Origin of the sequence: Novosphingobium sp. CCH12-A3 (assembly GCF_001556015.1) — a bacterium.
In the GTDB taxonomy this organism is placed as follows: domain Bacteria; phylum Pseudomonadota; class Alphaproteobacteria; order Sphingomonadales; family Sphingomonadaceae; genus Novosphingobium; species Novosphingobium subterraneum.
The window spans coordinates 59,612-70,898 of sequence record NZ_LSIA01000010.1; the positions used below are offsets into that span (position 1 = coordinate 59,612).

9 protein-coding genes are annotated in these 11,287 nt (G+C 62.8%); 5 read left to right on the plus strand and 4 right to left on the minus strand.

Annotated features, from left to right (window positions below; translation table 11 throughout):
* Positions 1–6: 6 nt before the first annotated feature.
* The 4 genes from AX703_RS00445 to ahpC all read right to left on the minus strand — a co-directional run bounded on the left by AX703_RS00445 (position 7) and on the right by ahpC (position 5,902).
* Entirely contained in the window at positions 7–1,473 is a 1,467-nt protein-coding gene (locus AX703_RS00445) for an ATP-binding protein (protein ID WP_062341817.1), read from the minus strand.
* Positions 1,474–1,547: 74 nt separating this feature from the next.
* A complete protein-coding gene (locus AX703_RS00450; protein WP_062341819.1) occupies positions 1,548–3,479 on the minus strand; it encodes a glycoside hydrolase family 3 protein in 1,932 nt (643 codons plus the stop codon).
* 170 nt (positions 3,480–3,649) lie between these two features.
* Positions 3,650–5,164, minus strand: a complete 1,515-nt coding sequence (gene ahpF, locus AX703_RS00455; protein WP_062341840.1) for an alkyl hydroperoxide reductase subunit F — start codon at positions 5,162–5,164, stop codon at positions 3,650–3,652.
* A gap of 174 nt (positions 5,165–5,338) precedes the next feature.
* Entirely contained in the window at positions 5,339–5,902 is a 564-nt protein-coding gene (gene ahpC, locus AX703_RS00460) for an alkyl hydroperoxide reductase subunit C (protein WP_039333951.1), read from the minus strand.
* Between the two features lie 342 nt (positions 5,903–6,244).
* Here ahpC and AX703_RS00465 point away from each other — a divergent pair, with 342 nt between their 5' ends.
* The 5 genes from AX703_RS00465 (at position 6,245) to AX703_RS00485 (ending at position 11,274) form a co-directional block, all read left to right on the plus strand.
* Entirely contained in the window at positions 6,245–7,387 is a 1,143-nt protein-coding gene (locus AX703_RS00465) for an HlyD family secretion protein (RefSeq protein WP_062341821.1), read from the plus strand.
* Between the two features lie 14 nt (positions 7,388–7,401).
* Positions 7,402–8,973, plus strand: a complete 1,572-nt coding sequence (locus AX703_RS00470) for a DHA2 family efflux MFS transporter permease subunit (protein ID WP_039333948.1) — start codon at positions 7,402–7,404, stop codon at positions 8,971–8,973.
* On the plus strand, positions 8,973–10,430 hold the full coding sequence (locus AX703_RS00475; RefSeq protein ID WP_082734322.1) for an efflux transporter outer membrane subunit: 1,458 nt from the start codon (positions 8,973–8,975) through the stop codon (positions 10,428–10,430). The genes AX703_RS00470 and AX703_RS00475 overlap by 1 nt, the downstream gene beginning before the upstream one ends.
* 84 nt (positions 10,431–10,514) lie before the next feature.
* On the plus strand, positions 10,515–10,706 hold the full coding sequence (locus AX703_RS27105; RefSeq protein WP_156451853.1) for a hypothetical protein: 192 nt from the start codon (positions 10,515–10,517) through the stop codon (positions 10,704–10,706).
* Positions 10,654–11,274, plus strand: a complete 621-nt coding sequence (locus AX703_RS00485) for a TetR/AcrR family transcriptional regulator (protein ID WP_062341823.1) — start codon at positions 10,654–10,656, stop codon at positions 11,272–11,274. Before AX703_RS27105 ends, AX703_RS00485 begins: the two co-directional genes overlap by 53 nt.
* Positions 11,275–11,287 lie beyond the last annotated feature (13 nt).

An 11,287-nucleotide genomic window follows, 5' to 3' on the forward strand; every position in this document is an offset into this window, starting at 1 on the left:
AGCGCCTCAGGCTTCGACCGGCGCCGTGGTCATTCCCAATGCGGGGATGCCGACCGAGCGCCTGCCCCCGTAATCGGTCCGGACGACGATCAGATTGCCCTTTTCAAGATGCTCCAACAGGCGCCGTATGCGGCCGGAAGAGCGCGTTCCGTAGATTTCAGCGAGTCTTTCATCATCGGGGCAAGGTGCCCCCTCCATCGCTGCACGGGCCAGTGTCAGGAAAGGGGCCAGCAAGTCATCCGGCACATCCTTGCCTATCCGGAGCAGATCCTGCCACTGCGCCGCCTTGTCGTCATGGATCCCTGCAACCGCCATCGCGAACCGGCGCCGGAACACGCCGAGGTCCATGCCTGGCAATATCCGCAACATGCGGCAGCGGACGGTGAAGTCCTGATAAAGCTGCGACGCCGGTTGGAACGTGCAATCTGGTTCGGCCGCCATCTCGGCAAGAATCGACGCGATACTGGCCGCAGTTTCCTCCGCCTCGAACAGGCTGGGCGCTGCGGGCGGTTCGACCTGCTCGGCCGCCGGCACGTAGCCTGCGATCTGCTCGAGCAGTTCGCCGCTCTCAGGCGCTGGCGCTTCCGGTTCGGGCGTACGGGGCGGCGCTTCCATCGCCAGAGGTTCGGACAGCAAGATCGATTCCATCTCAGCACCGGCCGCATTGGGCAGCGGCATCAGGCCCTGCACCACGTTGCGCGCGCGAGTCTGAACATCGGCAATGCGGACGCTGACCGGACGGCGGGCAATGGCTGGCCCAAGACCAAGGAAATGTCCCCGTTCCAGATCGCGGATCTTCTCGGCCTCGCGCCGCTCCATGCCGAGCAGGTCGGCCGCACGCGCCATGTCGATATCCAGGAAAGTGCGGCCCATCAGGAAGTTCGATGCTTCGGCCGCGACATTTTTGGCCAGTTTGGCGAGGCGCTGGGTGGCGATAACCCCCGCGAGTCCGCGCTTGCGCCCGCGGCACATCAGGTTGGTCATTGCCGAAAGGCTGAGGCGGCGCACTTCGTCGGCCACATCCCCGGCAGCGGCCGGTGCGAACATCTGCGCCTCGTCGACCACCACCAGTGCCGGGTACCACTCGTCGCGCGGGGCATCGAATAGAGTGTTCAGGAAAACCGCCGCGCACCGCATCTGCGCTTCGAGCTCGAGTCCATCGAGGGCGAGGATCACCGACGCCCGGTGCTTGCGAATGCGCGCTGCAAGCTTGGCAATTTCCGGGCCATCGTAGGCCGCACCATCAACGACGACGTGGCCGAACGGTTCGGCCAGCGTGACAAAATCACCCTCCGGGTCGATTACCACCTGCTGCACGATGCTCGCGCTCTCTTCCAGCAAGCGGCGCAGCAGATGCGACTTGCCCGACCCGCTGTTGCCCTGCACGAGCAGGCGGGTTGCAAGAAGTTCCTCGACGTCGATCCTGACAGAAGCGCCGGACCGGTCGGCGCCGATGACGATTGATGCGCTCACGCCTGTCGCTCTGGCGAAGGCGGGGAGAGTCGGCAAGGCCGTGGCCTTGTGATTTCCCCCGCCTTCAACGCCTTTTACGGCAGGATGATGCCATCACCGCGCTTGTACAGCGGCGCGGCACTATCATCGGGCCGCCCGGGATGCTGCTCTTCGACCGCCTTTGCCGATGAGGGCAGTTCGAACGGCAGACGCCCCTGCGACTTCGCCTTGCCGGTCACGAGATCGACGAGCACAGCATCGCTGGCTCCGAACAGACCGTAGAGTGCTGCGGCCTTGGCCTGGAATGCGGTCAGAACGGCAGGACGATCAAGGTCCACCGCCACGATCGTGGGCACTTTGGCAGACGCCATCGCAACCACCTTCGTTGCTTCGTCGTCAGCACGGAAATCGAGCCTGCCCTCATGTTGACGCGAGCCGAAGAAGTGGTGGGGGTGAAGCACCTCGAACGGCGTGGAGACACGCACAAGAGCGACATCGGCCTGATCCAGCGTATCCACAACCGTCAGCCCTCCGGCGCGCGCCGCTTCAGCACCCACGCCTGACAGCCAAACCTTGCGGCCCGGCGCCAAGGGGAGCAGTGCATTCCTGTTCTCAAGCAGGACCTGCGCGGCGCGCTGCGCCTTGTCGGCTTCGGCCTGGGTTGCCGGATCGCCAATCACCTTCCCGGCTTGGGCCACATCTACATAGGGATTGTCAAACAGGCCGAGGTCGAACTTGAGCTTGAGCACGCGCCGCGCCGCTTCGTCGACCCGGGCGAGGCTGACCTTGCCGTGCTTCACTGCAGCAAGCAGCGGCGCTGGATCATCGACGCCGCCGAACTGGTCGATCCCGGCATTGGCGCCCATCGCATAGCGGTCTTCCTCGGAAAGATCCTCAACGCCCCAAGGCATCGCGATGTTATAGCCCTGCGGCTTTTCCGCCGTGGGCGCCTTGCACGGTTCGAGGCAGGTGTTGGTGATCGCCCAGTCGGAAATCACGATGCCACCGAACTTCTTGGTCTTGCGCAGCAGGCCGTCGATCAGCGGCTTGCTGAAACCCGCGCCGACCTGTGGCAGGGGCTTGCCTTCTATACTGACGCCATTGGCGACAACGTAGGTCGGCATCACGCCTGCGGAGTTCGCGGAAAGCGCGCCTTCAAATGCTGCCACGTGCTGGGCAAAGCTCTCGTTATCGAGGCGAGCGATGCGGCCGTAGTAGTTGTGCCCGTCGAAGCCTTCCGGCTCGGCGCCATAACCGACCCAGTGCTTGACCACGGTGGCGACGCCAGAACGGACGAGGCCCGTTGGGCTGCCCTGAAAACCGCGCACATAAGCCCCTGCAAGCCGGGACACCGTCGCAGCGTCCGAACCAAAGGTCGCCACGCCGCGAGGCCAGCGTGGCTCGGTGTAAAGATCGGCCTGCGGGCTCAGAGCCATATGGATGCCGACTGCCCGGTATTCGGCGGCGACGAGCCGGCCAAATCGCTCGATCAGCTTCTCGTCCCCGATTGCCGCCATTCCCAGCGTCTCGGGCCATTGCGAGAAGCCACCAGAATCCGAACTCACGCCCACTGTCACCTGGAAGTGGTTGCGCGGATCCGTGCTGATCGTGACAGGGATGCCGAGGCGCGTGGCTTCTGCCAATCGCTGGATGGCATTGTTCTCTTCCGCAAAAGTCCTGGCATCGGGCGATAGGCGGGTGATCGCACTGTTCACGCCCCGAGCGAGTTGCGCCTGCGCTGCCGATTTGTCGTAGGACGCCCCTACCCCGATGGCCGACCCTTTCTCAGCCGACAGCGTGCCGTGGAGCATGAGCGCGACCTTCTCCTCAAGCGTCATCTGCCGCAGCAGATCCTCTACGCGACGAGCCGTCGGGGCTGCCGGGTTCTCGTAAACGTCCTGTCGACCGTTGTGATTGAGATCGCGATAAGCTCCGCCTGCGCTGGCTGGCTGGTGGACAAGCATGGCCGCCCCGAGGGCCGGCAAGATTACGGAACCCGCAAGAAGCGACGTCAACGAACGCGACATGAATCTCTCCCGCCTGCGGATTGACAGCGCAGGACATGGGGACGTTAGTAAAAGGATGCGGATCGGGCAACGCCTCAAGACAGAAAAAGCGGCGACGCAATGCTCGCGCCGCCGCCTCTGCGACCCGTCGGGCTAAAAGTGGAAAGCCCTTCGGAAACCGAGTGTTATGCTTAGCTCTGTCGGATCAGGTAGTCGAAGGCAGAAAGCGCAGCTTTGGAACCTTCGCCCATGGCGATGATGATCTGCTTGTACGGCACAGTGGTGGCGTCACCCTCGATTTCGCCTCGCGCCGAAAGATCGATCGCGCCCTTGATCCATTCAGTATTGGGCACAAGACCGATCTGCACGAAGATGCCTTCAAGCTCGACCGTATGCAGTTCCTGGCTCGTACGGTCCTGGTAGACCAGTCCGGTTACCTTTGCACCGTCGCCCAGTACCTCGGTGGTCAGAGCCGAGGTCACAATCGTGACGTTGGGCAGCGAACGCAGCTTGGCCTGCAGCACCGCGTCAGCTCGAAGCTGGCTGTCGAACTCGATAAGCGTCACATGAGCAACGATGCCGGCAAGGTCGATCGCCGCTTCGACGCCCGAATTGCCGCCGCCGATCACTGCCGTGCGCTTGCCCTTGAACAGCGGACCATCGCAGTGCGGGCAATAGGCCACACCCTTGTTGCGGTACTCGTCCTCGCCGGGAACACCCATCTGCCGCCAACGCGCGCCGGTCGAGAGGATCAGCGTCTTCGCCTTGAGGCTTGCGCCATTCTCGAGCTGTACCTCATGCAGTGCACCTTCGCTGCTTGGCAACAGCGCCGTCGCCTTCTGCAGGTTCATCACGTCGACGTCGTACTCCTTGACGTGGCTTTCTAGCTGGGCGGCAAGCTTCGGCCCTTCGGTGTGCTGGACCGAGATGAAGTTCTCGATCCCCATGGTGTCGAGCACCTGCCCGCCGAAGCGCTCTGCCACCACGCCGGTCCGGATGCCCTTGCGTGCGGCATAGATCGCAGCAGCTGCACCGGCCGGACCACCGCCGACGACGAGCACGTCGAACGGCTCCTTGGCGGCAATCTTTTCGGCGGCGCGGGCAGAAGCATTGGTATCCAGCTTGGCGACGATCTGCGCCAGGTCCATGCGGCCCGAGCCGAAGGGCTGGCCATTGAGGAACACGGTCGGCACGGCCATGATCTGGCGCCGCTCGACCTCATCCTTGAACAGTGCGCCATCGATCGCGACATGCGTCACGTTGGGATTGAGCGCTGCCATGATGTTGAGCGCCTGCACCACGTCGGGGCAGTTCTGGCAGGTCAGCGAGAAGAACGTCTCGAAGTGTAGCGGACCGTCAAGGTCGCGCACCTGGTCGAGAAGCTCGGCGTCTTCCTTCGGCGGGTGCCCGCCAACGTGGAGCAGCGCGAGGATCAGAGAGGTGAACTCATGCCCCATCGGCAGACCGGCAAACACGGCTTCCGCCCTGCCCTCGTCTGACCGGATGGCGAAGCTGGGCGTCCGCTCGTCCGTTCCGTCGAAGCGGGCGCTGACCTTGTCCGACTGCGCAGCAATTTCCTCGACAAGCGACCGCATCTCGGCGGACTTGGCGCTGTCGTCCAGAGTGGCGACCAGCTCGATCGGACGGCGCAGGTTGCCGAGATAGGACTTGAGCTGGGCAGTGGTGGCGGCGTCAAGAACGGGCATGGTCATTTCCTTTGGACATTACAGACCGCGCGTCACCGAATGGTCGGCGCACGGGGGATCAGTTCGAATTTGATCGGGATCGTGGAGCCGGCGGGCCGCCCACAAGCGGCACGGCCCGTCTGGTGGCTATGGCAGGACGTTCAACCCCACGCGGTGAGCGCCCTGCCAGAACAATCAGATCTTGCCGACGAGGTCGATCGACGGAGCCAGCGTTTCGGCGCCTTCTTCCCACTTGGCCGGGCAGACCTGGCCGGGATTTTCGCGCCAGTACTTGGCAGCCTTGATCTTGCGCAGCAGTTCCGCAGCGTTGCGGCCCACGCCCTCGGGGGTGATCTCGACCAGCTGGATGGTGCCGTCCGGATCGGTCACGAAAGTGCCACGGTCAGCAAGGCCGACGCCTTCGCGCAAGATGCCGAAGTTGTTCGAGATCGTGTGGTTCTGGTCGCCGAGCATGTAGTAGTTGATCTTGCCGACAGCCGGCGAGGTTTCATGCCATGCCTTGTGGCTGAAGTGCGTATCGGTCGAAACCGAGTAGACTTCGACGCCGAGGCCCTGGAGTTCGCCATAGATGTCGGCAAGGTCTTCCAGTTCGGTTGGGCAGACGAAAGTGAAGTCGGCCGGGTAGAAGAAGAACACGCCCCACTTGCCGAGTACGTCCGCATCGCTGACGTCGACGAACTTGCCTTGGTGGAAAGCGGTTGCCTGGAATGGCTTCAGCTTGCTTCCGACGATCGACATAGACTCAAATCCTTCTCGTTGTGGATTGGTGAACCGGGATACGAATGGTGAGGTAGGGCATGAGCAGTCGAATTTCCAATGAGCAAATTCGCCTTGTTTGATTGATTGGATCGATCAATAGCGGAAATTATATTGCACTTTCCGGATGTCTATGAAGCCGTGACCTAAAGTGCAGGTCCTGATGAATCCCAGGAACGCCGCAATGGCGAGAGCGTTGCGCCGTGCGCGTGCACTTTTTGCACTGCCTGCCGCAATTTCAGCACTTGAAATCCTTTCGCGCCTGAACCAAGTGGCATTTCGCAACGGAACGATTTCGTTCAATTACTGCCGAATGGATCAAAAATGGCCGCCTCGACCGACTCGACACCTGCAGCTGATTCCCATCATACCGGCGAGGGCCGCAAGAAGCTGATCGGTCGTATCGCGCTCGGCGCTCTGGCAGCCGGTGCCTTATACGGTGCCTATGCGCTGTATGAATACGAGACTGTCGGCAAGTTCATGCAGGATACGGAAGACGCCTATGTGAAAGCAGACGGCGTCACCATCAGTTCCAAGCTTGGCGGTTACGTGCGCCGTGTTGCAGTGAGCGACAATCAGGCGGTCGATCAGGGTACTCTGCTGGTCCAGATCGATCCGACCGATTACAACACCCGCCTCGCGCAGAGCAGCGCACAGGTCGACGTCGCCCGCGCCACGGAGGCCACCGCCGTTGCAGCCATTCAGGAAGCACAGTCCGCAGTGGGTCAGGCCCGCGCAGCGCTGCAGGCGTCCCAGCGCGAACTCGCTTACCTGAACGGCGAAGTTGCCCGGATGCGGCCCCTGGTGGCTAGCGGTGCCGAACCGAAGCAGGCGTTCGACCAGCTCGTCGCCAACCGCGACAAGGCTGCGGCAGACGTTGCTGCGAAACAGGCCGGGCTTTCGGCCGCAAGCGATCGCGTGACAAGCGCGCTTGCCCAGGCCGGCCAGAGCGCGGCGCAAATCAAGGCAGCACAAGCCCAGCGCGAGGCTGCCAGCACGGATCTGGAGACGACCCGCATTGCGGCCCCGATCGGGGGCAAGATCGGCAACTCCACCGTGCGCGTCGGCCAGTTCGTACAGCCCGGCCAGCGACTGATGACGATCGTGCCGACCGAAGCGATCTACGTCGAAGCCAATTTCAAGGAAACGCAGATTGGCCTCATGCGTCCGGGGCAGCCGGTAACTGTCCACGTCGACGCGCTGCCCGACGTCGACTTCCACGGCACGGTGGAAAGCATCACGCCGGGCACCGGCGCCAATTTCTCGCTGATCCCGCCACAGAATGCGACCGGCAACTTCACCAAGATCGTCCAGCGAGTCCCAGTCCGCATCCGCATCAATGCTGGTCCTGAATCACGCAAGGTGCTGGTTCCCGGCCTTTCGCTCTCGGTCGAAGTCGACACGCGTTCGGCAAAGTCGGCAATCGAGACGATCCGTAACGAGCAGGATCGGGTTGCGTCGAAGTGAGCCAGTCGGCAGCCATGGATGAGGCGGCAATGCCGCCGGCCGCCGCAAGCGGCGAAAAGGCCGACATCACCGCCTGGCTGGCGGTGGCTGCGGGCGCCATCGGCTCGCTGATGGCGACGCTCGACATTTCCATCGTCAACGCATCGTTGCCGACGATCCAAGGTGAGATCGGTGCTTCGTCGAGCGAAGGCACCTGGATCGCCACCGCCTATCTCGTGGCCGAAATCATCATCATTCCGCTTACAGGCTGGCTCGAACGTGTGTTCGGCCTGCGCCGCTTCCTGCTGATCGCGGCGATCCTGTTCACCGGCTTTTCGGTGATGTGCGGGCTGTCCTCTTCGCTGACAATGATGATCCTCGGTCGTGTCGGCCAAGGCTTCACCGCGGGTGCGATGATCCCGACCGCCTTGACCATCATTGCCACGCGCCTGCCGCCCAACCAGCAGCCGGTGGGAACGGCCCTGTTCGGCCTGACCGTTATCATGGGCCCGGTCCTGGGCCCCTTGGTAGGCGGCTGGCTGACCGAGACGTTCAGCTGGCACTATGCCTTCTTCGTCAACGTGCCGATCAGCCTGATCCTGATCACGCTGTTGCTGGTTGGTCTGCCCAAGGGGAAGATGCAGTTGGGCGAGCTGGTGAACGCTGACTGGTTCGGCGTGATCGGCTTGATCCTTGGCCTGGGCGGCATCACCGTAGTGCTCGAGGAAGGCCATCGCGAGCAGTGGTTCGAATCCGCCCTGATCTGGAAACTCAGCGCAGTCACGCTGCTGGGCTTCATCTTCATCGCCATTGGCCAGTTCAAGGCAACGCGCCCGGTAATCAAGCTGGCCCTGCTTCGCAACAGATCCTTCGCGGCGGTGTTCGTGCTGGCTTTCGTGCTCGGCGCCGTGATGTTTGGCACTGCTTACGTCATCCCGCAGTTCCTGGCGGCGATTGCCGACTACAACGCCATGCAGGCAGGGCGCATCGTTTTCATATCCGGCATTCCCGCAATGATGATGATGCCGCTGTTTCCGATCCTGATTTCGCGCGTCGATCTGCGCGTGATCGTCGGCACCGGGATCGCTCTGCTGGCGATGTCCTGCTACCTCGACGTCACGCTCACTGCGCAATCGCGCGGCGGCGATTTCGTCGAGACGCAGTTGATGCGTGGCCTTGGCACCGTGTTCTGCATGATGTTTTTGAACCAGGCGGCAATCAGTTCCGTTTCCCGCGAGGACGCCGGTGACGCAGCGGGCCTGTTCAATGCAGCGCGCAACCTCGGTGGTTCGGTCGGCCTTGCCCTTCTCGCCACGCTGCAAGATCAGCGCTGGGAGTTCCATCGCTGGACCCTGCACAGTGCGCTCGGCGCGAACGACCTCAACGTTCAGGACTGGGTCGGCCAGCAGGCGATGACCTACGGCGGCGGCCCCGATGGAATGGCGGCCGCACTCCGTTCGCTCGACGGGATGATCCTGCGCGATGCACTCGTCATGGCCTTCAACGATGATTTCATGGCGCTGACGCTGGGTATTCTGCTCGTGTCCCCGCTCGTTCTTCTTCTGCGCCCGCTTCCCAAGGGCTATCACGCAAAGGCTGCGCACTGATGACTGCCTCGCTATCCCTTCGCCGCATCGGCAGCGCCACGATCCTCGCCGCGTTACTGGCAGGCTGCACGACTGTCGGCCCGAACTACAATGGCGCGCCCGAAGCCGCCCCCGTCGCCGCTTCGCGCGGCAAGTTCGTCCGCGCCGGAGAGGCCATGCAACAGACAACGCCTTCATCAAGGTGGTGGGAGAGCCTGGGCGATCCGGTCCTGAACCAGCTGGTCGTCTCCGCTCTTGAAGACAGTCCGGGAATCGCCGTGGCCAATGCCCGCATCGCCCAATCACGCGCGGCTCTTGCTGCCAACCGAACTGCCGCACTGCCGACGGTGAACACATCGTTTGCCGCCCCGTACCTCAACGTTCCGGGCAACATTGCCGGAAACGGTGGCGTGAGGGACGAGATCAACGCCTACAACCTCGGCTTCGATGCCTCATGGGAAATTGATCTCTTCGGCGGCACGCGCCGAAAGGTGGAAGCCGCGCTGGCGCGCGCAGAGGCCGCGGAGGCAGCCTCGGCAGACGCGCGGCTGACACTATCCGCCGAAATCGCCCGTGCCTATGTCGGCCTGCGCGCGCGGCAGGCGATGTTGGCGCTCCAAGATCGGCAGGTGGGCATCGATCGGGAACTGGTCGCGCTGGCGCAACAGCGCTACGCCGCCGGGACGATCCCGCAACAGCCCGTCAACGCAGCCGAGGCTCAGGCGTTCGCCAGCGAGGCGGACGTTGCCAAGTCTCGCGCCGAAATCGCCGTGCTGATGGACCAGATTGCAGTGCTGACAGGCAAGGAGCCTGGAGCACTCGACGCTCTTCTGCAAACTCCGGCACCGGTGCCCCTGCCGCCTGCCGAAGTATCCATCGGCGACCCGGCCAGCCTGTTGCGCAGCCGCCCCGACATTCGCATGGCAGAGCGCCAACTCGCTGCGGCCAATGCCGATGTCGGTGTGAAGATTGCCGACAAGTTCCCCAAAATATCATTCCTCGGGCTGCTGGGTCTTGGCGGCCAAAACATCGGCGACATCTTCGACCCTGCGAACATCGTCGGCATTGCCCTGCCGCAGATCAAGTGGAACCTTTTCGATGGCGGGCGCGCTAACCGCCAGGTCGAAGCCGCCAAGGGCGCCTATGCCGAAGCCGAAGCGAATTACCGTAGGACAGTGCTGACCGCGCTACAGGATGCCGAAGGCTCGCTCGCGCGCTTTGGCGCGCAGCGCGTCGCTTTCGGCAAAGCGCTTGATGCGGAAGAGCGGGCAAGCAAGAACGTCGATCTGCAGCAGCAACGCCTGCAGGCAGGGACCATCGGCAAGCCCGACCGTCTTGATGCAGAGCGGCAAGCGCTGCAGTTGGCGATGGCAACGGCGGCCGCTCGAGCAGAGCTTACGACCGGGTTTATTGCGGTAGAAAAGGCACTTGGCCTTGGCTGGACCGCCGATGCAGCGGCGTCAGGGGCCAATAAATGAAACGAATTCGCCCATTTTATAGTATATTGACTCCAGCCATGCCTGAGGCACTCTATCCACCAGAAACGCCGCAAAGGCGAGAAAGTGGGAAAGATGCGCTGGATTACCGATGCGGGCCTCCGCTTCTGGCAGGCCTATCGCGAAGGACTCGAAATGTCCTGCCCGGTTCACAACCGGATCGCCGAAGCTCTGGCCGACCGGCTGTGCGACCGGGATCAGCCGCATGACACTGCCGCCCTCGCCGCAATCGCCGAGCAGCAAATCACCGTCCACTGATCTTTCAGGCAGTAAGACGGCCACCAAGCGCGGCCGTCCTTCGCTGGAGGAAGCGCAACGTCTCCCTGCGCGAATCCTTGAAGCCGGTTGGGAAGTCCTGCGGGACCACGGCTTCGAAGCCTTCACCTTTGATCGCGTCGCGCGCCATGCGCACATTGGCAAGGCAACGATCTACACGCGCTTTGCCGGCAAACGCGAATTTCTCGAAGCGCTCCTGGCTCACAAGACTATCGAGCGTCGGCTCGAGATCATGAAGCTGGGCGTCGGCCTGCCCATCGTCGAAGCGTTCTGCATCCGCGCCGCCGCCGTGATACGGGTGCTTCATTCGGCGGAAGGCCGGATGATGGAGCGGCTGGTCGACTGGTGCGACCAGGAATTCGGGACTGACGAAGTGAACTACCGCCAGGCGATGTACGCCGATGCCCTTGTCAGTATCTCGGAGGAAATCCGCGAAGCCGCACGAGTGCAGAACCTCGAACTGGTAGATCCTGCACTGGCTGCGGGTTTCTGGTTGGAAGGCCTGCTAGTCGTCCGTGAACAAAGCGAAGTTCGTTTCGGTGCCGGGTAGACCGGGTCTGTCA

Excerpts from the sequence above, each read along its gene's own strand:
- AX703_RS00485 (WP_062341823.1), top strand. The coding sequence starts at position 10,654 with ATGACACTGCCGCCCTCGCCGCAATCGCCGAGCAGCAAATCACCGTCC.
- AX703_RS00470 (WP_039333948.1), top strand. The coding sequence starts at position 7,402 with ATGGATGAGGCGGCAATGCCGCCGGCCGCCGCAAGCGGCGAAAAGGCC.
- ahpC (WP_039333951.1), bottom strand. The coding sequence starts at position 5,902 with ATGTCGATCGTCGGAAGCAAGCTGAAGCCATTCCAGGCAACCGCTTTC.
- AX703_RS00475 (WP_082734322.1), top strand. The coding sequence starts at position 8,973 with ATGACTGCCTCGCTATCCCTTCGCCGCATCGGCAGCGCCACGATCCTC.
- AX703_RS00450 (WP_062341819.1), bottom strand. The coding sequence starts at position 3,479 with ATGTCGCGTTCGTTGACGTCGCTTCTTGCGGGTTCCGTAATCTTGCCG.
- ahpF (WP_062341840.1), bottom strand. The coding sequence starts at position 5,164 with ATGCCCGTTCTTGACGCCGCCACCACTGCCCAGCTCAAGTCCTATCTC.
- AX703_RS00465 (WP_062341821.1), top strand. The coding sequence starts at position 6,245 with ATGGCCGCCTCGACCGACTCGACACCTGCAGCTGATTCCCATCATACC.